Here is a 23,120-nt window from a genome sequence, read left to right on the forward strand (position 1 = left end):
GATCCGGGGGCCGGGGGCGTGCCGCCCGACGGACCGGCGAGGCACCGGACACGCGCCGGCGTCGCCGGGCGCACCCGCGGCGCACTGCGCCGACTCACCAGCGCCCGAAAGCGGCGCTGGGCCGTGGCAGGGCTCGCCGTGCTCGTCTGCCTGGTGGGGCTCGTCTCGTACCTCGGCACACGGTCCGGCCCGGAGCCCGGCGACGATCAGGCGGGCCGCCCCGGCGGTGTGCCCGCCGGGGCCACCCGGCCCACCGGCTTGCCGGGCGCGGAGGGACGCACCACCGAGGCTGGGCTGGCGGCACCCAATCTCCGTCCCCGGCAGCGTCCGCCCTCGCCCGACCCGACGCCGTCGGTCAGCGTGCCGGCCGCGCCGCCGCCGTCCCCGTCCGGGTCGACGCCGGTGCTGTCGGTGAGCCGGGCGGAGGTGCCCGCCGAGGTCGACCTCACCGCCGTGGGCAGCCGGGACTGGATGCACTGGGGGCTGCACGGTGGTAACTCGACGGTCCGTAAGCGCGCCGGCTCCGGAGAGATCATCGACGGGGGCGGCGCCGGCACCCGGGTCGGCTGGGACGGCAACCAGGAGGTAGTCAGCTGGCGGGACGGCACGTCGGAGCGCTCGGTGCGTGGCAGCCCGAACGGCGTCTACACCTGCGGCGCCGGCAACGGGTTCAGCCTCGCCGTCGCCGGCAGCGGTGAGCCGCGCGTCGTCCAGCTCTACGCCGGGACCTGGATGGCCCGCGGCCGGCTGGAGGCCCGGCTGTCCACCGGCGGGCCGGTCAGGACCGCGCGGCTCGAGGATCCCTACACCAGCCAGAGCGCCCAGTTCACCATCCGCTTCCAGCTGCCCAAGGGCGCCCGGCTGGTGCTGACCTGGACGGTCGAGAAGGTCTTCACCGAGCACTGCGGCAACGTCGGCATCCAGGCCCTGGCGGTGCGCTGACCGGTCGTCGTCGCCACGCTGTTCGGCCTGCCCGGCACGGGTGGCGGCAGTAGCCTGGGCGCGAGGGCCACCGACCCGTGAGGAGTGCCGATGACGTCCAGCGAGCAGGTGGTGGACAGCCCCGAGGGCTGGGTCGCCGAGCACATCCAGCGGTACGTCGAGACCGGCGGCGCCGAGGGGCACGAGTGGCGGCCGGGGGTCTACACGCTCCTGCTGACCACCCGGGGCCGGCACAGCGGCAAGCGACGCCGCACCGCCCTGATCTACGGGCGGGACGGCGACGACTACCTGGTGGTCGGCTCGCAGGGCGGCGCCCCGAAACACCCGGCGTGGGTCCTCAACCTGCTGGCCGAGCCGCAGGTCGAGGTGCAGGTCGGCGCGGAGACGTTTCCCGCGCGGGCGCGCGTCGCGACGCCCGGGGAGAAGCAGCGGATGTGGTCGACGATGACCGCCATCTGGCCGGCGTACGACGACTACCAGGCCCGGACCGACCGGGACATCCCGGTGGTGGTGCTGGAGCGGGGCTGACCTGGCGTCCGCCACGGCGCACGGGACGGCGGGACAGTTTGTCCGTCGCGGGTGGTCGGTGGCGACGTAACTTTCTGCTGTCCCCGTCTGACCATCCAGTGTGGAGGCACCGCAGATGAGCAGCAGTACCGCCCACCGCGTCCGCCCGGCCGCTACGTCCGGTGCCGGTGACTCCCCGGGGGAGGTGCTCCGCGACATTCCCCTGCCGCCGTACGTGACAGGCGAGGACACCCAGTTCGCGGTGCGGGCGGTGGTGGTGCACGCGCCCCGGCGGTGGTCCGGCGGCGTGGTCTGCCGAAACGACGCCAGCCCGCACCCGTGCCGACTGCACCGCTGGGGCACCCGGGTGCTGGCACTGCGCGGGCTGCGGGCCGCCGAGATCGCCGCGCTGATCGAGCGTGGTGACCCGACCGCCGTGGTTCCCCCACCGGATCGTCCGGCCTGACGCGGCCGGGGGCGCGGTGCGCCCCCGGCCACCGGTCAGCAGGTGATTGGCTTGACCCAGGAGCACTCCACGCCCTCCGGAGTGCGTGGCGTGTCCGGCACCTCCTGCGGCGCCACCCGCGCGGCGGCCGTACCGTTCGCGTCGTAGCCGGCCAACGCCACGGCGATCTGGTCCTCCAGCGTCTTGACGGACGCGGTCAAGTAGTTGTTCAGCAGGATGGAGAACGCCAGCAGCCGGCCGTCGGCGCTGGTCACATAGCCGGACAGCCCGGAGACCCCGGTCAGGCTGCCGGTCTTGGCGTGCACGTTGCCCGCCGCCGGCGTGCCGGCCATCCGGCTGCGCAGCGTGCCGCCGACGAACCGGTCGGGTTGCCCGGCGATCGGCAGCGCCGCGTACCAGGTGGTGAACCAGGGTTCGGCCCGGACGGCGGCCAGCAGGTCGACGAACTCCGTCGCCGGTACCAGGTTGCGCCGGGACAGCCCGGAGCCGTCGCGCTGGCGCAGCGTGCCGGTGTCCATCCCGGTGTCGGCCACGTACTCGCTGATCGCGGTCAGCCCGGCCGACCAGGTGCCCGAACCGGAGAGCACCCGCCCGACCTCCTTGGTCAACACCTCGGCGTGCCCGTTGTTGGAGAGCTTGAGGAACGGCGTCATCAGCTCGCCGAGGCTCATCGAGTCGTGCCGGGCCACCTGGTGGGCGGCCTCCGGGGTGGATTGGCCGAGCACGGTTCGACCGAGCACCCGCACGCCGTGCCGGCGCAGTGCCGCCCGGAACACGTCGGCCGCGTAGCCGGTGGGCTCCCAGACCGTCACCCAGTCGCTGGCCGGCTCGTCGCCGATCGCGATCTGGCCGCTCACCACGATGGTGTTGCTGCCGTGCTCGCGTTCGATCGAGATCGAGGTCTCACCCGTGGCGACCGTCTCGGCGCGGTTGTCGATCCGGACGTACCCGGTTGGTGGGGTGGTGTTGACCACCGCAGGAGCGCCGGCCCGGTCCGCCGGTGCGGCGTGCACGATCACGGTGCCCGCGTCGTAGTCGGTGTCCGGCGCGACGGTCAGCGCGGAGACCTGGGCGGCGTAGTAGTAGGGCTCGTCGTCCCAGGTCCAGTCGGGGCCGAGCCGGGTCCGGTCGTAACGGGTGTCGTCGGCGATCAGGTTGCCGGTCACCACCCGGACGCCGTCGGCCGCGACCTGCGCGGCGAGCGCGTCGTAGTCGGCCGCGAGCATTGTCGGGTCCCCGCCGCCGCGCAGGTAGAGATTGCCGGAGAGCAGCCCGCCGCGACGCTTGCCGGTGGTGCGTACGTCGGTGCCGAAGCGGTGCCCCTCGCCGAGCAGCTCCAGGGCGGCGGTGGAGGTCAGCAGCTTGGTGTTGGAGGCCGGGATCAGCCGCCGGTCCCCGTTGCGGTCGTAGAGGGTCTGTCCCGTGCTGGTGTCGACCACGACCACCGACGCCTGCGCGCCATTCAGCCGTGGGTCGGCGAGGATCGTGTCGATGGCCGCGCGCAGGCGGGTCGTCGCGGGGGTGGGCGACTCGGCGGTGGCTGGCGCGCCGGCCGCGGCCGCGGTGGCGACGAGCGCGACCAACGCGAGGACCCGGGGAAAGAGACGGCGATGCATGCGCTGATGCTGCCACGAAGATATTCGCCAGAAAAGGGCCTCGCGCGAAGGTTATTACCGAACGCGTTGCGCTAGACCTGGATTTCCGCTGCGGCTGGCGACCGCCAGGGACGGGCGCCGAGAAGAAGTCCGGGACAATTCGGGCGGCTCGGTGCGCGAATCGTGGCCTGTGACCGGTGCGACGGTCCGGGGCGGGCAGAGGGGCGACCCGTGCGGCGTTGTGCTCGTCGTGGACACCCACTCCGTCGACGTCGTGGTGATCGGGGCCGGCCAGGCCGGCCTGAGCGCGGGCTACCACCTGCGTCGTACCGGCTTCACCCCGGGCGCCGGCTTCGTCATCCTCGACGGTGACGACGGCCCCGGCGGGGCCTGGCAGCACCGCTGGCCGACCCTGCTGCTGGACCGGGTGCACGGCATCCACGACCTGCCCGGCTGGCCCTTCCCTCCCGGCGACCCGCAGCGGCCGGCGGCTGAGCAGGTCAGCGCGTACTTCGCGGGGTACGAGCGAGCGTTCGAGCTGCCGGTACGGCGGCCGGTGCGGGTCCGCGCCGTGCGCTCCCGTCCGGACGGGCGGTTGGACGTGCGCACCGACGGCGACCAGTGGACCGCGCGGGCCCTCATCAACGCGACCGGCACCTGGACCCGGCCGTTCTGGCCGCACTACCCGGGTCGGTCCTCCTTCCGTGGCCGGCAGCTGCACACCGCCGACTACCGGGGCCCGGACGAGTTCGCCGGCCGCCGGGTGGTGGTGGTCGGCGGCGGCACCTCCGCTGTGCAGCTGCTCGCCGAGGTCTCCACCGTCGCGGCCGCCACCACCTGGGTCACCCGACGGCCGCCGGAGTTCCGCGACGAGAAGTTCGACACCGAGCTGGGCCGGGCCGCGGTCGCCCGGGTGGACGAGGCGGTACGGGCCGGACGTCCGCCGGGCAGCGTGGTGGGCGTGACCGGGCTGCCGGTCACCCCGGAGACACGACGGCTGCGCGAGCGCGGCGTCCTCGACCGGCTACCCGTCTTCGACCGGATCACGCCCGACGGGGTGGCCTGGGCGGACGGGCGGTTCGTGCCTGCGGACGTGATTCTCTGGTGCACCGGCTTCCGCGCGGCGCTCGACCATCTCGCCCCGCTGGGGCTGCGCGGGCCGGGCGGCGGTATCACGATGGACGGCACCCGCGTGGTCGCTGACGAGCGGATTCACCTGGTCGGGTACGGCCCGTCGGCGAGCACGATCGGAGCGAACCGGGCCGGCCGCGCGGCGGTCAACGAGATCCGCGCGTTGCTCGCACCAACCCACGCTCTCGACTGATCCGCCTCTATTTGACGGATCGCCGGGCACGGGGCAACGTAGGCGGTGACGGGGCCCGTCAGCTGCCCCGACGCGATGCGACGGCGACGACCGTTCGCCCCTCCTGTCGCCTCCCACGTGTGCTCGTACGCGGACCGATTGTCCGGTCTGTGCGGTAACCGACCGCGAGCCGAGAATCCACGAGGAGTACCGCCAATGCTCACCATGACCGACAATGCCGTGCTCGTCATCCGCGACCTCGCCAACCAACAGGACGTCGCCGAGGACGGCGGGGTGCGTATCGCCGCCGACGCCGAGGCCGGATCGCTCACCGTGGAACTGGTGCCCGAGCCGGTGGAGGGCGACCATGTGGTCGACAACCAGGGCGCCCGGATCTTCCTCGACGAGGACGCCGTCGAGCTTCTCGGCGACGCCTCGGTGGATGCCACCGTCGACGACGAGGGCATCATCCAGTTCGGCTTCACCGAGAAGGCGTAGCGAGGCTCAGCCGGCCCGGCGACTCGCACCGCCGCGCGACTGCCGCAGCGACCGCCCCCGCTGCGGCGGCTCCGGCCCGGAATGCCACCCCGGGGCGGCGTCGCCGCGCGGGTGCAGCAGCGCGGTCAGCACGTGCGCCAGATGGTGCGACGTGCTCCAGGCCGCCCAGTTGGCGGCCGAGCCGGCGCCGGCGCCCCGGCGGGCCCGGCGTAGCAGCTCATGGTCACCCCAGGAGAAGGCCGCGCCGGTGCGCGGCCAGTGCGGCGCCGCGACCAACGTGCGGCACAGGTCGGCGAACCGGTCGTCGCCCCGCCCGCCCCGCCGCGACCAGCGGTAGACCCACCAACTGCCGTCGGCCGTGTACCGCACGGTGGGCAACCGGTCGCCCGGGTCACCGGTGCCGGGTACGGCCGGACCGACGCCGTAGTCGCCGTAGTCGATCCCGGCGTCGGCCAGCCGCTGCCAGAGCCGCCAGTCCCAGCGGTCCAGCCGAACCGGCTCGTCGGTCGGTAGCCGGGACAGCGTCGCCGGCATGCCGCCGGCGGCCACCGTCACCGACCGCCAGGCGTGCCGACGGGCCCAGTCCAGCAGTCGGCGTACCCGGGGCTCGGCCAGCCGTACGTCCGCCGCGCAGCACACGTCCCCCGCGTCGACCAGCAGGTCGCACTCCTCCGGGGCCAGGCGGGTGAACCGCCAGATCCGCTCGACGGCGGCGGTGCTCTCGTCCGGCCCGGCCCGGTCCTGCCCGGCGCGCAGCCGGACCAGCGCCCGCCGGGCGTACGCCCGCGCCGCCGCGCCGTGCGCGACCAGCCGGCGGTCGCTCTCCGCGAGCCCGATCACCGGCACCAGCGGTACGCCCCAGCGGGCCAGTTCCGTGTCGGGTGCATCGGGCAGGGCGCTGACGTCGACGGCGGGCAGCAGCCCGACCGGTAGCCGGCGCAGAACATCCACCGTGGCGCGATCGGCCGCACCGACCTCCAGGATCGGGGCGACCATCGGGGCGGCCGCGGGGTCGAGGTGAGTCAGGGCGTCCAGTTCGCCGCGACGGCTGGCGAGGATGGGGCGGTAGACCGGTTCCGCCGCCCGGCCCTCGTGGGCGGGCACCATACTTCAATCTAGCCAGGCATGCGCATGTGTCACAGGCCGTCGAGCCGGAATTCGGCTGCCCGGCTGTCGGCTCGGCGACTACGCTCTTCCGATGCTCGCGCCAGCTCACCGCTACCGGTCCGACGACGAGGACAGCGGCCGCTGGGCCGGCTTCCCGTTCCGGGGCGGCGACATCGTGATCAGCACCCGATCCAAGAGCGGCACCACCTGGATGCAGATGATCTGCGCGCTGCTCGTGCTCGGTACGCCGGACCTGCCGGCGCCGCTGACCGACTTGTCACCGTGGCTGGACTGGCTGGTCGAGCCGCGGGACGAGGTGTACCGCCGGCTGGCCGCCCAGTCGCATCGGCGGTTCATCAAGACGCACACGCCGCTGGACGGGGTGCCGCTCGACCCTCGGGTGCACTACGTGGTGGTGGCCCGGCACCCGCTGGACATGGCGGTCTCGCTCTACCACCAGGCCGGCAACCTGGACCGGATGCGGCTCAGCGAGCTGATCGGCCGTCCCGCCCCGGCGGGACCGCCGCGAGCGCGCGTGCCGCTGGGGCAGTGGCTGTCGACCTGGGTCGACCGGGAGGCGGATCCGCGCGCCGAGCTGGACTCGCTGCCTGGGGTGCTCCTGCATCTGAGCGACGCCTGGGCCCGCCGGCATGAGCCGAACGTCGAGCTCGTGCACTACGACGATCTGCGGGCCGATTTGGGCGGCCAGATGCGCCGGCTCGCCGGCCGGTGGGGCCTTGAGGTGCCTTCCGAGCGCTGGCCCGATCTGGTCGAGGCGGCGACCTTCGGCCGGATGCGGGAGCGCGCCGACCAGCTCGCACCGGACACGCTCGGTGTGCTGCGCGACCGCCGGGCCTTCTTCCGTTCTGGCGGCTCGGGGCAGGGACAGGACCTGTTGGACGCGGCCGCGCTGGCCCGTTACCGGGCGCGAACCGCGGCGCTCGCGCCACCCGACCTGCTCGCCTGGTTGCACCGCAGCGGCTGACCTCGACGTGGATGAGCAGCGGGGCGCGCAGACGAGCGCACGGCGCCGCTTCGACCGTGGTCGGAACGTCGCCGCGCTCTGGCCGTCTCCCACCACCGCAGCCGTTCGGCGGTACGCCAGCGGGGACCTGGCTCGACCGGCCGCTCGCACCGGTCAGGGATGTCGATCCCCGGCCGGCACAAATCCAAACCTGCCGAACGTGGGGAATTCCACCATCTGCGAGTCCCGGCGTGACGCGCCGCCGAACGGGGTATGAGCCCGGCATGGAGCATTTCACGATCGCGACCGTCGCCGAGAAGAGCCCGGACTTCCGGCGGGTGCTGTGGACGGGTGAGCACACCCAGTTGGTCATCATGACCATTCCGCCGGGCGGCGAGATCGGCGAGGAGGTGCACGAGGGCATCGACCAGATCCTGACCTTCGTCAGCGGCACCGGCGAGGCCCGGGTCGCCGGCGAGAAGCGGGAGGTCGTCTCGGGTGACCTCGTCGTGGTGCCGGCCGGCACCAGGCACAACTTCGTCAACACCGGCCCCAACCCGTTGGTCCTCTACACGGTCTACGGCCCGCCGGAGCACGCCGACCAGGCCGTGCACCGGACCAAGGAGGAGGCCGACGCGGCAGAGGAGGCCGGCGAGGACGAGCCACCCGCCGCCGCCTGACGCGACGACGGTCTGTTCCGGGCTGATCCGGGTACCCGCGGCGGGTGGAGCAGCAGCCGGCGATCTCCGACTACGGATTCCTGTCCGACTCCCGCTCCGGTGCGCTGGTCGGCAAGGACGGTTCGATCGACTGGTGGTGTCCGCCCCGATTCGACGGCGCCTCCGTGTTCGGGCGGCTGCTCGACCCGCGCGGCGGACACTTCCGGTTGGCCCCGGTGGGCGTGGGCGGGCAGGGCTACCGCGTGGAGCGCTCGTACCGGCCGGACACGCTGGTGTTGCGCACGGTGCACCACACCCCGCACGGCAGCGTGGCGGTCACCGACGCGCTCGCCGCCGAATTCGGCGCCCGCGCCCACGAGCTCGGCATCAGATCACCCGCCGTCCTGATCCGGGTGGTCGAGGGGCTGTCGGGGCGGGTTCGGATGGCGCTGGACTTCGCACCCCGCCCGGAGTACGGCCTGCTCACCCCGTACCTGCACGAGCAGCCGGACGGTGGGATCGTGGCCGCGGCGGGCCCGGTGACACTGTTGCTGCGTTGTGCGGAACTTCCGCTGCGGGCCGGCCGGGACCGGGTGACCCACGAGTTCGAGGTCTCCGCCGGCCAGGTGATCGGGATGGACGTGGCGTACGGCACGACGTACGGCGCCCCACCGGCCCGACTGGACCCGGTGGCCGCGCTCGCCGACACGGCACTGGCGTGGGAGGCGTACCGGGAGCCGCACCAGTATCCGGGCCGGTACCCCGAGCTGGTCCGGCCCAGCGCGACCGTGCTGACCGGTCTCACCTACGCCCGCAGTGGCGCGATCACCGCCGCGCTGACGACGTCCCTGCCGGAGCAGATCGGCGGCGACCGGAACTACGACTACCGCTTCGCCTGGTTGCGGGACTTCTCGATGACCATGCGCGCGCTCTGGGTTGCGGCCTGTCCGCACGAGGCGTCCCGCCTGTTCGCCTGGGTGTCCCGTTCGATCGGCCGCATCGGTGACGAGCCGGTGCCGGTGCTGTTCGGGCTGGAGGGCGAGCGTGACCTTACCGAGCACGACTGCGAGCAGCTGAGCGGCTACGCCGGCAGCCGGCCGGTCCGGCTCGGCAACGACGCCTGGAAACAGCGGCAGCTCGATGTGCCGGGCGAGGTGATGTCGGCGGTCTGGCGGCTGCGCGACTACCTGGGTGGGACGTTCGACGGGGAGCTGCGCGAGATGGTGCTCGGGCTCACCGAGCAGGTCGCGAGCACCTGGCATCTGCCCGACCGGGGAATGTGGGAGGCCCGCGACGGGGACAAGCACTACCTCTCCTCCAAGGTGCTCTGCTGGCTGACCATGGACCGGGCGGTGCGCCTCGCCGACCGGCTCGGCGAGCGGGCCGAACCGGACCGCTGGGCCCGGATCCGCGACGAGATCCGCGGCGAGGTGCTCCGCCAGGGCTGGAACGAGCGGCTCGGCGCGTTCACCGGCGCGTTCGGTTCAGTCGAGCTGGACGCCTCGGCGCTCTTTCTGCCGGTGGTGCACTTCCTGCCGGCCGACGACCCGCGGATGCGTTCCACCATCGAGGTGGTGGAGCGGGAGTTGGGCACCGACGACGGGCTGGTGCGTCGCTGGTCGACCGACCCGGCCGGCTTCGTGCTCTGCTCGTTCTGGCTGGTGGAGTGCCTCGCCATGGCCGGCGAGCGGAGCCGGGCCGAGGCGCTGTTCGAGCGGGTGGTCGGGCAGGCCAACGACGTGGGCCTGTTCAGCGAGCAGATCGACCTGAGCACCGGGGCGCAGCTCGGGAACACCCCGCAGGCGCTGTCGCACATCGGCCTGATCAACGCGGCCTGGCGGCTCACCGAGCCGTACAGCTTCTGACCCCGACTGCGCCGACCGGTGAATCCTGCAACAGACCTGCAAGCGCCAGGCATTGACGCTAATGCATGCACAGTCCTAGCCTCGAAGAGACGGGAAAGCCCTTTCCCACGGCTTTGATCCCGCTTCACCCCGCTCCGGAACCGGGCATCCGACGGGGGCGCACCGATCCCGAGTCAGGGCAGCACGCCGTGCCGGCACGTCCCCGTACGGACGGCCGTGGGATCGCCACCACACGCGTCAAGGAGGACAACTGTGCAGAAGAGACGACTCCCCGGCCGACGACCACTGCTGCTCACGGTGGGCGCCGGCGCGACCGTGGCCGCCCTCGCGGTCGGCATGACCTCGGCCTTCGCGGCCACCGTCTTCACCGACGACTTCAACGACGGCAACACCTCCGGCTGGTCCAAGTCCGGCGGCACCTGGACCGTCGACGGCTCCGGCGTGCTCAACCAGTCCAACGCCGGCAGTTCGCTGGCCCGGCAGTTCGCCGGCCAGACCAGCTGGACCAACTACTCCGTGCAGGCCCGGGTCCGGCCGGTCAGCTTCGGCTCGTCCAGCTCCCTGGTCGGGCTGGCGGCCAGGTCCAGCAGCAGCACCAAGATGTACCGGCTGGCCCTGCTCGGCTCCGGCCGGGCCGAACTCCAGGCCGTCAACGGCAGCAGCATCACGTCCATCGGCTCCGCGTCACTGGGCATCGGCACCGGCAGTTGGTACACGCTGCGCATCGAAGCCAGCGGCAGCACCATCCGCGGGTTCGTCAACGGCGCCCAGATCGCGGCCGGCAGCAACAGCCTGGTCGGCGCCGGCCGGATCGGCCTGGTCACCGCGTACGCCAGCGGCAGCTTCGACGACGTCGCGGTCGACTCGGCCGGCGGCGGCACCCCGACCACGCCGCCGCCGCCCACCACGCCGGGACCGACCAACCCGCCGCCAGCGGGCTGGCCCACGCCCACCGGCAGCCAGAAGGTGGACGCGACGATCCCGGTCTCCGGCACCCTCGACGGCGGGCTCAAGCGTTACTACGGCATCGGCGACGGGGGCCAGAGCGAGAGCCAGGACCCGATGTTCGAGCTGGCCGCCGGGGCCACCCTGCGGAACGTGATCATCGGTGCGCCGGCCGGCGACGGCGTGCACTGCGAGGGCAACTGCACCCTGATCAACGTCTGGTGGGAGGACGTGGGCGAGGACGCCGCCACCTTCCGCGGCGGCACCACGTACACGGTCGACGGCGGCGGCGCCCGCTCGGCCAGCGACAAGGTCTTCCAGCACAACGGCTCCGGCACCGTGTACATCAAGAACTTCCGGGTGGAGAACGCCGGCAAGCTCTACCGGGCCTGCGGCAACTGCTCCACCTCGTACCAGCGGCACGTGGTGATCGACAACGTGATCGTCCGGGACACCGACGCGATCGCCGGCATCAACACCAACTGGGGCGACACCGCCCGGTTCAGCCGGATCACCATCGTCGATGACCCGGACCGCGACACCTCGATCTGCGTCAAGTACCGCGGCGTGCCGAAGGGCAGCGAACCGGTCGAGATCGGGGAGGGCGCCGACGGCGTCAACTGCCTCTACGCACCGTCCGACATCACCTACCAGTAGGCCGGCACGACGGCGCCCCGCGGACCGCACGGCCCGCGGGGCGCCCGCCGGCTCAGGCCAGCACGGGTACGCCGGAGACGTCGACGGTCTCCGGATACTTCAGTCCGGCGCCGGTGTTGAGCACCACCACCCGCTCACCTGCCCGGATCCAACCACCGGCGCGCAACTGGCGCGCCGCGGTCAGGCAGGCGGCCCCCTCCGGGCAGAGCAGCAACCCCTCCCGGGTGGCGAAGTCCCGCAGGTCGGCCAGGATGTCCGCGTCGTCGACGGCGACCGCGGTGCCGGCCGAGGCCCGCAACGCGGCCAGGATCAGCTCGTCGCCCAGCGGCGCCGGCACGGTGATGCCGAACGCCACGGTGTGCGCGTCGGCCCACGGCTCGGCCCGCTCCTCGCCGGCGGCGAAGGCCCGCACGATCGGCGCGCAGCCGGTCGACTGGACCGCCACCAGCCGCGGCAGCTTGTCGCCGATCCAACCCAGGTCGCGCAGCTCGTGCATCGCCTTCTGGATGCCGATCAGCCCGACACCGCCGCCCGTCGGGTAGATGATCACATCGGGCGTCCGCCAGCCGAGCTGCTCGACGATCTCGTACCCCATCGTCTTCTTGCCCTCCAGCCGGTAGGGCTCACGCAGCGTGCCGGCGTCGAAGATCGCCCCGGCGGACTCCGCGATCAGCTCGGCCACCTTCCGGCCCGCGTCGCTGATCAGCCCGTCGACCAGGCGCAGGTCGGCCCCGGCCGCCACGCACTCCCGCCGGCAGATGCTCGGCGCGGCCAACGGCATGACGATGGTGGCCCCCATCCCGGCCCGCGCCGCGTACGTCGCCCACGCCGATCCGGCGTTGCCGTTGGTGGGCATCGCGATCCGCTCGACACCCAGCTCGCGCGCCCGGCTCACGCCCACCGCGGCGCCGCGCGCCTTGAACGAGCCGGTCGGAATCAGCCCCTCGTCCTTGACCATCAGGTCGTCGATGCCGATCTCCGCGCCGTACGCCGGGGCGCGCAGCAGCGGCGTCCAGCCCTCGCCGAGGGTGGTGACGTGTCGGGGGTCGGCGACCGGGAGCAGCTCCCGGTAGCGCCACAGGTCGGCCGGGCGCAGTGGGAAGTGCTCCGGGGTGACCGCCTTCGCCACCGCCGCCAGGTCGTAGCGGGCCAGCAGCGGGGAGCCGCACCCGCACAGGTTGTGCAACTGGTCGGCGGCGTACTCCCGGCCGCAGCGCGGGCAGTCCAGATGGGTCAGGTACACGTCGCTCCTCGCCGTCAGACCGCGTCGATGCTGAGCCAGCGCCGGCTGCGCCTGCCCGGCTCGTAGACCGAGTCCAGCCGCTTGGCGACCACGCCGGGCAGGCCCTGCTCCCGCCCGGTGCGCAGGGCCTCGTCGCCGGCGCCGGGGAACCACGGCGGAGTCTGCCAGTGCGTACCGGTCAGCGCCAGCCCGTCGAGCAGCTCCCGGCGTTGCGCGTACGGCACGTCCACGCTGCTCACGCCCTCCAGCCAGAGCAGGTCGACGAGCAGGTACTGGGCACCCGCCGGGACCCGGCCGCTGGACGGGCGCGCGGGGCGGACCCGGCCGGCGGTGTCGATGCGGACCAGCACACCGTCCAGCACCGCCTCGGTCGGTGCCAGCGTCTCGGCCAGCGCGCGCAGCCACGGGTATCCGCCGGTGATCTCCTCGTCGGTCTCCGAGAGCAGCCGCAGCCGGCCGCCGGAGACGTACGCCATCGCCCGGACCCCGTCCCAGCGCAGCTCGTACCCCCACTCGGCCCGGTCCCGGGGGAGCCCCGCGGCCGGCGTGGCGTGCATCGGGCGGACCAGGTCCGGCATCGGCGTCCAGCCGGGCGGGGCCGGGTCGGTACGCCGGACCATCCAGTCCTTGCCGCCGGTGGCGAACAGCACGTACCGCCCGGCGGTCCGCTCGCCGGCGAGGGTCACGATGACCTCGTCGTCGCGCCACTTCTCCGCGCGGTAGGTGCCCCGGTCGTGGATGACCATCCGGCCGCCGCCGTACTCCCCGGCGGGGATCTCGCCGTGGAAGTCGAGGTACTCCATCGGGTGGTCCTCGGTGTGCACCGCGAGGTGGTTGCGGCTGGGGTCGCGGGGCAGGCCGCGGGGCACCGCCCAGGACGCCAGGACCCCCTCGTGCTCGAGCCGCAGGTCCCAGTGCAGGCTGCGGGCATGGTGCTGCTGGATCACGAAGCGGCCCGTGCCGTCGCCCGCGGCGGCCCCGGCCGGGGCTCGCTCCGGCACCGGCTCCGGTGTCCGGGCCGCGTCCCGCTTGCGCCGGTACTCCTCCAGCCGGTCCGCCACACCCGCATTCTCCGGCAAACCGAACCGGCGCGCTGGGCACCCGCGTGTCCGGTTCGGTCGCATGGCGGGTACGCAGCGGGGTAGAACGGTCCTCATGGACCACAGCGACCAGCCCACCGCACTGCTCCCCGGCGACGTGCGGATGCCCCTGCTCGGTTTCGGCACCTGGAAGGCCACCGGCCAGGCCGGCTACGACTCGGTGCTGGCCGCGCTCGACACCGGCTACCGGCATCTCGACACCGCCACCCTGTACGGCAACGAGCGGGAGGTCGGCCGGGCGGTCCAGGAGAGCGGACTGCGCCGGGAGGACGTCTTCATCACCACCAAGGTCCCGCCGGACCGGGTGGGTCGGGAGCGGGAGACGCTGGAGGCCAGTCTGGAGGCGCTCGGCGTCGACCAGGTGGATCTCTGGTTGATCCACTGGCCGCCGTCCGCCACCGACAGCATCCCGATGTGGCGGGAACTGCTGGCCGCCCGGGACGACAACCTGACCCGGGCGGTGGGGGTCAGCAACTACAGCACGGCCCAGATGGACGAGCTGATCCAGTCGACCGAGGAGAATCCGGCGGTCAACCAGATCCGGTGGGGCCCGATGTTGTACGACCGGCAGCGGCACGCCGAGCACCGCGACCGGGGCGTGGTGCTGGAGGGGTACAGCCCGTTCAAGACCACCGACCTGAGCAATCCCGTACTGACCGGGATCGCCGGCGCGCACGGCGTCTCGCCGGCGCAGGTGGTGCTCCGCTGGCACATCGATCACGAGATCGTGGTGATCCCGAAGTCGGTGACCCCGGAGCGGATCAGCGCCAACTTCGACGTCTTCCACTTCTCTCTGACGGCGGAGGAGATGCGCGAGATCGACGCCCTGGGCAACGCCTGACGAGGCGCCGTCCTGCCAAATTCCTTCAGCGGCCGGCGCGGTGATGAAGGGTATCGACATCGACGGTCATGACGGTATAGCGTGCCCGTCATCACGTTCGTCGATCCGTTTCGAACCCGCCGTCGCTGGAGGATCGCCATGGCCCGGTCACCATCCATCCGTCTGCGCCGCCGAGGGATGCTCGCCATCCCCGCCCTGGTGGCCGCCGCGCTGACCACCGTCGTCCGGCCCGCCCCGGCGAGCGCCGCGCCCAAGCCCGAGTGCCTGGCCGACCTGCTCGGTGGGTCCTGATGGCCACCATTCCCTGGCTGGTGGACGTGCTGCGCGCCGCCGGGGTCCAGGTCGTCGTCGAGGGGGACTGGCTCAACCGGATGCGGCCCGGCTCCTTCGACCCGATCGGGGTGCTCTGGCACCACACCGCCTCGACCTCCAGCGCCAGCAACCCCCACCCCGCGCTCGGCATCTGCATCAACGGCCGACCGGACCTGGCCGGCCCGCTCTGCCAGGCCCTCGTCGACTACAACGGCGTCTTCCACGTCATCTCCGCCGGCCGGTGCAACCACGCCGGAGCCAGCGGCGGCAGCGGGCCGATCCCGGCCGGGGACGGCAACACGCTCATGATCGGGTGGGAGATCGACTACAACGGCGTCAACCAGGAGATGACCGCCGCGCAGTACAACGCGTCGATCGCCGCCACCGCCGCCGTGCTCACCAGACTGGGCAGGAACAGCAGCTACGCCCGGGGGCACCGGGAGACCAGCACCACCGGCAAGATCGACCCGTCCTTCATCGACCTGAACGTGATGCGGGCCGACGTGGCCGCCAAGATGACCGGCGGTGGCACCGCATGGTCCTCCACGGTGGACAACACCACCGCCGGCCGCTTCACCGCCAGCGCCAACTGGGGTGTGTCGTCGTACTCCGGCCAGCGGTACGGCGCCGACTACCGGTACGCGGACCCGGTCGCCGCCAGCGACGTCGCCTGGTACCGGTTCAACGTCCCGGCCACCGCCAGCTACCGGGTCGAGGCCTGGTGGCCGGCGAACTCCGGCTACAACAGCGCCGCGCCGTACATCGTCGCGACCACCACCGGCAACCAGACGGTCCGCGTCGACCAACGGATCACCGGCGGGCAGTGGCGGGTCCTCGGCACGTTCACGCTGCCGGCCGGCGACGCCAACCGGGTGGGCGTGAGCCGGTGGAGCAACTCGACCGGCCTGGTCATCGCCGACGCCGTCCGGCTCACCCGGGTCTGACCGGCTCTTGGCTTGATCGACTCGATTTCCAAGAAGTCGGGGTATCCCAGGTGCGAGGATGCCCCGACTTCAAGGAACCCGAGTGGACATCACCGGTGGGGCGTGACCGGGTGGCCACGCCCCACCGTTGGCCGGTCAGGAGCGCGAGCAGGTGACCCCGTTGAGCGTGAAGCTCGTCGGTGACGAGTAGGCCCCGCTCAGCGTGCCCTGATACCCGAAGCTGGCCGTGCCGCCAGGTGCGACTGATCCGTTGTGGCCCACGTTCCGGGCGGTCACCGTGGACCCGCTCTGGCTCACCGTGGCGTTCCAGGCGTTGGTGACCTGCTGCCCGCTCGGCAGGTTGTAGGTCAGCGTCCAGCCGTTCAGCGCGCTGGACCCCCTGTTGGTGATCTGCACGTCGGCCGTGAAGCCGTTGTTCCACGAGTTCGGCGTGTACTTCACCGCGCACCCGGCGCCGCCCGGCGGAGGAGTGGTCGGTGGCGGCGTGGTCGGCGGCGGAGTCGTCGGCGGCGGTGTGGTCGGGTTGCCGCCGCCGTTGACCGCGGCCGAGAACGAGGTCACCGCCAGGCCGACGCCGCCCTGCCAGGGCTCGAAGCCGGCCTGGATGCTGGTCAGGTACCAGGAGTTGGTGATCGCGCCCCGGTTACGGACGTCGTTGATGAAGTCCAGCACGCTGAAGTTCAGGCTGGTGATCGGCGACGGCGCGACGTACGAGATGACGTTGTTGGAGCCGTTGCTGCCCCGCCAGACCTCCCACGTCCGGCCGGCCAGGCTGGCCGTGCCGACCGGTGAACCGATGGGCTGGATCGAGCCCTGCCGGTTGAGCCAGATCATGATCTCCATCTGGTTCACGCCGTCCCGCCGGGGCGTCGGGTCCAGCCAGATGTCGTACGAGGCGTTGTAGGTGGCGCCGCTGACGTACCGGTAGTTGATGCTGCTGGTGGCGCTGCTGATCTGGCTCACCTGGATCGGCAGGTTCGTGCCGGGGGAGCAGTTGGTGTAGTGACAACCGAAGAACACCGACGGGTACGCCGTCGGCGCGCCGTTGGTGGGGCTGCTGCCGTTCTGGGTGGTGATCTCGAAGCCGGTGTCGGTGACGTTGATGCACTGCTGGGCCGTGGTGCCCCAGCGGTTGTTCTGCACCACGTACCGGCCCTGGATGACGGTCGAGCCGTACTGCTCGCAGATCTGGGTGTCGGCGGAGGCGTTGCCGCCGAGTGCCACGGCGACGATCGAGCCGCCGAGCAGCAGGCCGGCGGCGACCAATGCCCGAAGTGGACGTTTCATGACGCTCCTTGACTGCGGCGCGTGCCGGGCGCCGGACGGGTCGGGCGAAGACGGGAGCGCTCCCACGCTCAATGACACATTTACATGCCTGAAACTGCTGCGCAACCGTACGCGTCAAACTGGTGAAATGTGAGGATTGCCACGCCCGCGCCGGACGGCCGTCAGCGGACGTCCAGCTAACCGGTCCGGGCCGCTCAACGACCGGCTCCGGCCGGGCCGATCGGGCCCTGGTGTGCGCCGATAGCGCCGAGTAGCGTGTTGCCTCCAACGCGTGCCGCATCCCCTCCGGAGGCGTACACCACCATGGGTGGCTCCCCCCTGCGCATCCTCGTCGTCGGCGCGGGCATTGCCGGCCTGGCCGTGGCCCGGGCGCTGCGCCTGGCGGGCTTCCGGCCGGACGTCACGGACAAGCTGCCGACGGGGGAGTCCACCGAGACGGGCCTCTACCTGCCGGGCAACGCCGCCCGCGCGCTGCACCGGCTGGGCCTGCACGACCCGGTCCGCCCGCTCGGGCAGGTGATTCACCGGCAGCGCTTCTTCGACGCCGCCGGCGCGCCGCTCTGCGAGGTCGACCTCGACACCCTCTGGGCCGGCGTCGGCGAATGTCGCGCGCTGCCCCGGGCAGACCTGCACCGCGTGCTGCTCAGCGGAGCCGGCGGCGCCGTCCGCCACGGCGCCGAGGTCCGCACCCTGGACCTGCTGCCGGGACGGGTCGGGGTCACCTTCACCGACGGCACCAGCACCGAGTACGACCTGGTCATCGGCGCCGACGGGCCGCGATCCTCGGTCCGCGCCCTGGCCTCCCTCGGCGGGCCGCCCCGCCCGGTCGGGCAGGTCGTCTACCGCGCCGTGCTCCGCGACGGCCCTCCGGTCACCGAGTGGACCGCCCTGCTCGGCCAGCGCTGCGGGTTCCTGATGGTGCCGATCGGCGCCGGTCGGCTGCACCTCTACGCCGACGAGGCCGGCACCGAGGCGCCCGTCGACCCGCTGGCCCGGCTGCGGGAACTCTTCGCCGACTACCGCGGCCCGGTGCCCGAGGTGCTGGCGGCGCTCGACCAGGTACACGTCGGGATCACCGACGAGGTGGAACTGGGCCGCTGGCACCGGGGGCGGGTGCTGCTGGTGGGCGACGCCGCGCACGCCACCGCGCCGACGCTGTCCCAGGGCGCGGCGATGGCGCTGGAGGACGCCGTGGTGCTGGCCGAGTCGCTGCGCGCCGCGGGCAGCGTGGCGGCGGCGCTCGTCGCGTACGAGAGCCGCCGCCGCCCGCGTACCCGATGGGTGCGGGACCGGACCCGGGACCGCAACCGGACCCGGGACGTCCCGCCGGCGCTGCGCGATCCGCTGCTGCGCGGACGTGGCGACCGGATCTTCGGGGAGCACTACCGGCTGCTGGTCGGCCCGCTGTAGATCGTGTCCCGCCACCCCACGCGGCGCTGCGACCTGCCGGGGACTATCCTCCTTGCGGATGACGGCCCGCAGATAACCAGCGTGTGCCGAGCGGGACAACCGAGAACCGGAGGCCACTCGTGACCACCGTCGCACCCAAGCCGGTCGTGACCCGGCCCTGGCCGGTCCGGGAGCCGGTCAAGGGGTCGGCCATCGCGCGGCTGCTGCGTACCACGGACGCGAAGCAGATCGGGATCATGTACATGGTCACCGCGTTCGTGTTCTTCATGATCGGTGGCCTGATGGCCCTGATCATGCGGGCTGAGCTGGCCCAACCCGGGCTGCAGTTCCTGTCGCCCGAGCAGTACAACCAGCTCTTCACGATGCACGGCACGATCATGCTGCTGTTCTTCGCGACGCCGATCGTGTTCGCCTTCGCGAACTACATCGTGCCGATCCAGATCGGCGCGCCCGACGTCTCCTTCCCGCGGCTGAACAGCTTCGCCTACTGGCTGTACCTGTTCGGCGGCACGATGGCGACCGCCGGTTTCATCACCCCGGGTGGGGCCGCCGACTTCGGCTGGTTCGCGTACGCGCCGCTGAGCAGCGTCGAGCACTCGCCGGGTGTCGGCGCCAACATGTGGATCATGGGTCTGGCCATCTCCGGCCTGGGCACCATCCTCGGCGCCGTGAACATGATCACCACCGTGCTGACGCTGCGCGCGCCCGGCATGACGATGTTCCGGATGCCGATCTTCACGTGGAACATCCTGGTCACCAGCCTTCTGGTGATCCTGGTCTTCCCGCTGCTGGCCGCCGCGCTCTTCGCGCTCGCCGCGGACCGCATCCTCGGCGCCCACGTGTACGACCCGGCGACCGGCGGACCGATGCTCTGGCAGCATCTGTTCTGGTTCTTCGGGCACCCCGAGGTCTACATCGTCGCGCTGCCGTTCTTCGGCATCATCAGCGAGGTCATTCCGGTCTTCTCCCGCAAGCCGATCTTCGGCTACAAGGGTCTGGTCGCCGCGACCGTCGCGATCGCCGCGCTCTCGATGAGCGTCTGGGCGCACCACATGTTCGCCACCGGCCAGGTGCTGCTGCCGTTCTTCAGCTTCCTGAGCTACCTGATCGCCGTGCCCACCGGTATGAAGTTCTTCAACTGGATCGGCACCATGTGGCGGGGCCAGATCAGCTTCGAGACGCCCATGCTCTGGGCGGTCGGCTTCCTGGTCACCTTCCTCTTCGGTGGTCTCACCGGTGTGCTGCTGGCCAGCCCGCCGATCGACTTCCACGTGTCGGACTCGTACTTCGTGGTGGCGCACTTCCACTACGTGCTGTTCGGCACCATCGTGTTCGCGGTCTTCGCCGGCATCTACTTCTGGTTCCCGAAGATGTTCGGGCGGATGCTCGACGAGCGCCTGGGCAAGGTCCACTTCTGGCTGACCATGATCGGCTTCCACACCACGTTCCTGGTGCAGCACTGGCTGGGCAACGAGGGCATGCCGCGCCGGTACGCCGACTACCTGCCCAGCGACGGCTTCACCACGCTGAACGTGATCTCCACCATCGGCGCGTTCATCACCGGTATCTCCACGCTGCCGTTCATCTACAACTGCTGGAAGTCGTACAAGACCGGCCCCGTGGTCGAAGTGAACGACCCGTGGGGTCACGGCAACTCGCTGGAGTGGGCGACGAGCAGCCCGCCGCCGCTGCGCAACTTCGACCGGATGCCCCGCATCCGCTCGGAGCGGCCGGCGTTCGACGCGAAGTTCCCGGAGCTGGCCGCCGGCGGCCAGAGCCTGGCCGGCCCGCCGGAGGGTGGGTCCAAGCCGCTCACCAGCGAGTCCGACGGCGGTGCCAGCTACCGCGAGGACACCGCCAGCGACATCGACCGGCACTGACGCTCAAACAGCAGCAGTACGACGGGCGCCGCCCCCGGATCATCGGGAGCGGCGCCCGTCGCCATGTCCGTCCCTGGTCAACTCGGCCTCGCCTCGTCCGGACCCGGCGCGCCCGGCTCCCGGCCTGCCTGGCTCGGCCTGCCTGCCTGCCTGCCTCGGCCCTGCCCGGCCCTGCTCGGCCCTGCTCGGCCCTGCTCGGCCCTGCTCGGCCCTGCTCGGCCCTGCTCGGCCCTGCTCGGCCCTGCTCGGCCCTGCTCGGCCCTGCTCGGCCCTGCCCGGTCCTGCCCGGTCCTGCCCGGTCCTGCTCGGCCCTGCCCGGCCCTGCTCGGCCCTGCCCGGCCCTGCTCGGCCCTGCCCGGTCCTGCTCGGCCTGCTCGGCTCGGCGTCGGCTAGACACGCCCTACTCGAGTTCCTCCCCGGCTCGTCCGACCACCTGTCGCAGTAGAGCGTGATACCTCTGAGGCATAAATATGACTCAGAGGTATCGCGCTCTTGAGTGCATGCCGCCCGGACGCATGCCGGAACGGCTGGAGGAATCACCGCCACATCGGCGTGGGTCATGTTGACCAGCGGCTGCGCCAGGATTAGCGCCCGCCACCAGGCCCAGCGCCGGAGCAGTCGTAGCTTCGAGCCGAGGGCGGCGGCCGGTGGCCGTCAGGTGTCGGCAGTCGGCAGTCGGCAGTCAGCGGGCAGCGGGAGTGAGGTCGGCCTCGACGGGCGGGGGCAGGGTGGCCGCGTCCGCGGTTCGGCGTCGACGTAGCTCGATCGGGAGGACCACCAGGGTCACCAGCGCGCCCAGCGCACCGGTCACCACGAAGCCCCAGAGCGGGGCGCTGGCATCGATGACCGCACCGGCGAGCGGCGCGCCGACCGCGATGCCCACGGTGACCGCGGATCCGTGCAGGCCCATCGCCTCCCCGCGTACCTCGGCCGGGGCCAGGCGGCTGACCGCGTCGGAGGAGGCCGCGATGGTCGGCGCGCAGAGCGCCCCGGCCGGGATCAGCGCCAGGCAGAGCAGCCACCAGTGGGCACCGCCCAGCCCGACCGGAATGGTGCAGAGGCCGAGCGCCGCCGTCAGCACCAGCGGGGAGACCGAGCGGTGCACCGCACCGTAGGCGAAGCCACCGATCAGCGAGGCGACCGCCCAGCCGGCCAGGACCGCGCCGGTCCAGCCGACCTCACCACTCTCCCGGAGTACGGCGACCACCGCCACGTCGGTGCCGCCGAGCACGAGGGTCGCGGCGGCGCTGACGGCCAGGACAGCGAGCAGCCGGGGGGTCAGCCACTCCCGACGGGGCACCTTGCGTCGTGGGCCGGTGGGCTCGGCGGCGCCGCGGGTCGGTGGATTGAGCAGCCACAGCGCGATCCCGGCGGCGACGATGCCGGCGCCGACCAGGTAGAGGGTGGTCCGCGCGGAGATCGCGGTGACCAGGGCCACCGCCAGCGCCGGGCCGACCATGAAGGACAGCTCCACCGACATCGAGTCCAGCGCGTACGCCGGGCGGCGCCGGTCCTCCGGGACCAGCGCGGCGATGGACTGCCGGACCACCGAGAAGATCGGTAGGGCCAGCGAGCCGGCGACGAAGGCGGCCGGCAGCAGCAGCGCGTACGGCAGCGACGGCGCAGTGACCCAGAACACCGCCTCGGCGATCCCGGTGAGCACCAGGACCGGGCGCAGGCCACGCCGGTCCACCAGCCGGCCGAGCAACGGGCCACCGATCGCCGCGCCCACCGTGATGGCCGCGCCGACCAGGCCGGCCGCCCCGTAGCCCCGATCGAGGTCGAGCACCACGTGGAAAGTCAGCGTCACCCCGGTGGCGGTGAGCGGGATCCGGGCGAGGACGGCTACGAGCAGCAGCGACCGCAGGCCGGGCAGAGCAAGCGCTTCCCGGTAAGGCTTCATGTTCACGTGGGTCCGTACCTCCGGCGACATCCTCGACCGGCGGCGGACCGATGACCAACCAATTATCGCCTCATGCGGCCCTGATCACAGGTTGACCGTGCAGGGTCACCCCCGCGCCGTCCATCGCCCGCAGCGCCACGTCGGTGGTGTCCGGAGCGACCGCCGCCGTCAGTTCGAGCAGCACGGTGGTGGCGAAGCCCTCCCGGGCGGCGTCCAGCGCGGTCGCCCGGACGCAGTGGTCGGTGGCGATGCCGACCAGGTCGACCCGGTCCACGTCGTGCCGGCGCAGCCAGTCGGCCAGGCACTCGCCGTCGTCGGCATGCCCCTCGAAGCCGGAGTACGCCGCCGCGTGCTCGCCCTTGTGAAAGATCGCCTCGACCCGCTCGGTCTCCAGGTCGGGGTGGAACTCCGAGCCGCTGGTGCCGACCACACAGTGCCGGGGCCAGGACTCCACGAAGTCCGGCGGATCGCCGAAGTGCGGGCCCGGGTCGATGTGGTAGTCCTTGGTCGCGACCACGTGCGCCCACCGGTCCGGCTCGGCGGCGAGCATTCGGGAGATGCCCGCGGCCACTCCCGCCCCGCCTCCGACGGCCAGCGAGCCGCCCTCGCAGAAGTCGTTCTGCACGTCCACGATGATCAGCGCGTTCGCCATCGGGGGTTCCCTCTCCTCATGGTCGGGCGGTGATGGTCCT

General features: G+C 72.3%; 21 protein-coding genes. 14 read left to right on the forward strand and 7 right to left on the reverse strand.

Annotated features, from left to right (window positions below; genetic code table 11):
• The 3 genes from EAD98_RS01750 to EAD98_RS01760 all read left to right on the forward strand — a co-directional run.
• The coding region (locus tag EAD98_RS01750) for a hypothetical protein (RefSeq protein ID WP_368666141.1) at positions 1-942 on the forward strand (942 nt) is incomplete at its 5' end.
• A gap of 90 nt (positions 943-1,032) precedes the next feature.
• Entirely contained in the window at positions 1,033-1,470 is a 438-nt protein-coding gene (locus EAD98_RS01755; protein WP_121652327.1) for a nitroreductase family deazaflavin-dependent oxidoreductase, read from the forward strand.
• A 115-nt stretch (positions 1,471-1,585) separates the two neighbouring features.
• Positions 1,586-1,915: a hypothetical protein gene (locus EAD98_RS01760; protein WP_199723227.1), complete on the forward strand. Its 330-nt coding sequence runs from the start codon at positions 1,586-1,588 to the stop codon at positions 1,913-1,915.
• Between the two features lie 35 nt (positions 1,916-1,950).
• Here EAD98_RS01760 and dacB read toward each other — a convergent pair whose 3' ends face one another.
• Positions 1,951-3,531, reverse strand: a complete 1,581-nt coding sequence (dacB, locus tag EAD98_RS01765) for a D-alanyl-D-alanine carboxypeptidase/D-alanyl-D-alanine-endopeptidase (protein WP_121652328.1) — start codon at positions 3,529-3,531, stop codon at positions 1,951-1,953.
• A 229-nt stretch (positions 3,532-3,760) separates the two neighbouring features.
• Here dacB and EAD98_RS01770 point away from each other — a divergent pair, with 229 nt between their 5' ends.
• Together EAD98_RS01770 and EAD98_RS01775 are read left to right on the forward strand one after the other, a co-directional pair.
• Positions 3,761-4,834 carry an NAD(P)-binding domain-containing protein gene (locus EAD98_RS01770; RefSeq protein WP_199723229.1) on the forward strand — a complete coding sequence of 358 codons (1,074 nt, stop codon included), beginning with the start codon at positions 3,761-3,763 and terminating at the stop codon, positions 4,832-4,834.
• A gap of 195 nt (positions 4,835-5,029) precedes the next feature.
• Positions 5,030-5,311 (forward strand): adhesin, encoded by a 282-nt coding sequence (locus EAD98_RS01775; protein WP_121652330.1) that lies wholly within the window; start codon positions 5,030-5,032, stop codon positions 5,309-5,311.
• A gap of 6 nt (positions 5,312-5,317) precedes the next feature.
• Here EAD98_RS01775 and EAD98_RS01780 read toward each other — a convergent pair whose 3' ends face one another.
• Positions 5,318-6,418: a beta family protein gene (locus EAD98_RS01780; protein ID WP_199723231.1), complete on the reverse strand. Its 1,101-nt coding sequence runs from the start codon at positions 6,416-6,418 to the stop codon at positions 5,318-5,320.
• A gap of 91 nt (positions 6,419-6,509) precedes the next feature.
• On the opposite strand from EAD98_RS01780, the gene EAD98_RS01785 reads away from it, so the two are divergent.
• The 4 genes from EAD98_RS01785 to EAD98_RS01800 all read left to right on the forward strand — a co-directional run bounded on the left by EAD98_RS01785 (position 6,510) and on the right by EAD98_RS01800 (position 11,508).
• Positions 6,510-7,403 carry a sulfotransferase domain-containing protein gene (locus EAD98_RS01785; protein ID WP_121652331.1) on the forward strand — a complete coding sequence of 298 codons (894 nt, stop codon included), beginning with the start codon at positions 6,510-6,512 and terminating at the stop codon, positions 7,401-7,403.
• 263 nt (positions 7,404-7,666) lie between these two features.
• The gene (locus tag EAD98_RS01790; RefSeq protein WP_121652332.1) at positions 7,667-8,062 is read left to right on the forward strand and encodes a cupin domain-containing protein; all 396 of its coding nucleotides are present in this window, start codon (positions 7,667-7,669) and stop codon (positions 8,060-8,062) included.
• Positions 8,063-8,106: 44 nt separating this feature from the next.
• A complete protein-coding gene (locus EAD98_RS01795; RefSeq protein WP_121652333.1) occupies positions 8,107-9,906 on the forward strand; it encodes a glycoside hydrolase family 15 protein in 1,800 nt (599 codons plus the stop codon).
• A 252-nt stretch (positions 9,907-10,158) separates the two neighbouring features.
• Positions 10,159-11,508, forward strand: coding sequence for a pectate lyase (locus EAD98_RS01800; RefSeq protein ID WP_121652334.1), 1,350 nt, complete (start codon positions 10,159-10,161; stop codon positions 11,506-11,508).
• Positions 11,509-11,560: 52 nt separating this feature from the next.
• Here the strand turns inward: EAD98_RS01800 and EAD98_RS01805 are convergent, their stop codons facing one another.
• Both EAD98_RS01805 and EAD98_RS01810 read right to left on the reverse strand, forming a co-directional pair.
• The gene (locus tag EAD98_RS01805; RefSeq protein ID WP_121652335.1) at positions 11,561-12,751 is read right to left on the reverse strand and encodes a threonine synthase; all 1,191 of its coding nucleotides are present in this window, start codon (positions 12,749-12,751) and stop codon (positions 11,561-11,563) included.
• 14 nt (positions 12,752-12,765) lie between these two features.
• A complete protein-coding gene (locus EAD98_RS01810) occupies positions 12,766-13,812 on the reverse strand; it encodes a DNA polymerase ligase N-terminal domain-containing protein (RefSeq protein WP_121652336.1) in 1,047 nt (348 codons plus the stop codon).
• 94 nt (positions 13,813-13,906) lie between these two features.
• On the opposite strand from EAD98_RS01810, the gene EAD98_RS01815 reads away from it, so the two are divergent.
• From EAD98_RS01815 to EAD98_RS01820, 3 genes are all read left to right on the forward strand, one after another.
• Positions 13,907-14,692 (forward strand): aldo/keto reductase, encoded by a 786-nt coding sequence (locus EAD98_RS01815; RefSeq protein WP_121652337.1) that lies wholly within the window; start codon positions 13,907-13,909, stop codon positions 14,690-14,692.
• Between the two features lie 138 nt (positions 14,693-14,830).
• Positions 14,831-14,983 (forward strand): hypothetical protein, encoded by a 153-nt coding sequence (locus tag EAD98_RS31165; protein WP_172898999.1) that lies wholly within the window; start codon positions 14,831-14,833, stop codon positions 14,981-14,983.
• Positions 14,983-15,948: an N-acetylmuramoyl-L-alanine amidase gene (locus EAD98_RS01820; RefSeq protein ID WP_121652338.1), complete on the forward strand. Its 966-nt coding sequence runs from the start codon at positions 14,983-14,985 to the stop codon at positions 15,946-15,948. The genes EAD98_RS31165 and EAD98_RS01820 overlap by 1 nt, the downstream gene beginning before the upstream one ends.
• 135 nt (positions 15,949-16,083) lie before the next feature.
• On the opposite strand, the gene EAD98_RS01825 is transcribed toward EAD98_RS01820, so the two are convergent.
• A complete protein-coding gene (locus EAD98_RS01825) occupies positions 16,084-17,235 on the reverse strand; it encodes a cellulose binding domain-containing protein (protein WP_121652339.1) in 1,152 nt (383 codons plus the stop codon).
• 303 nt (positions 17,236-17,538) lie between these two features.
• Here EAD98_RS01825 and EAD98_RS01830 point away from each other — a divergent pair, with 303 nt between their 5' ends.
• Both EAD98_RS01830 and ctaD read left to right on the forward strand, forming a co-directional pair.
• A complete protein-coding gene (locus tag EAD98_RS01830) occupies positions 17,539-18,645 on the forward strand; it encodes an FAD-dependent monooxygenase (protein ID WP_121652340.1) in 1,107 nt (368 codons plus the stop codon).
• A 119-nt stretch (positions 18,646-18,764) separates the two neighbouring features.
• Positions 18,765-20,525: a cytochrome c oxidase subunit I gene (gene ctaD, locus EAD98_RS01835; RefSeq protein WP_121652341.1), complete on the forward strand. Its 1,761-nt coding sequence runs from the start codon at positions 18,765-18,767 to the stop codon at positions 20,523-20,525.
• Between the two features lie 682 nt (positions 20,526-21,207).
• Here the strand turns inward: ctaD and EAD98_RS01840 are convergent.
• Together EAD98_RS01840 and EAD98_RS01845 are read right to left on the reverse strand one after the other, a co-directional pair.
• Positions 21,208-22,458, reverse strand: coding sequence for an MFS transporter (locus tag EAD98_RS01840; RefSeq protein WP_121652342.1), 1,251 nt, complete (start codon positions 22,456-22,458; stop codon positions 21,208-21,210).
• A 40-nt stretch (positions 22,459-22,498) separates the two neighbouring features.
• Entirely contained in the window at positions 22,499-23,080 is a 582-nt protein-coding gene (locus EAD98_RS01845; protein ID WP_121652343.1) for an isochorismatase family protein, read from the reverse strand.
• Between the last annotated feature and the right edge of the window lie 40 nt (positions 23,081-23,120).

Origin of the sequence: Micromonospora sp. CV4 (assembly GCF_003667455.1) — a bacterium.
Classification (GTDB): domain Bacteria; phylum Actinomycetota; class Actinomycetes; order Mycobacteriales; family Micromonosporaceae; genus Micromonospora.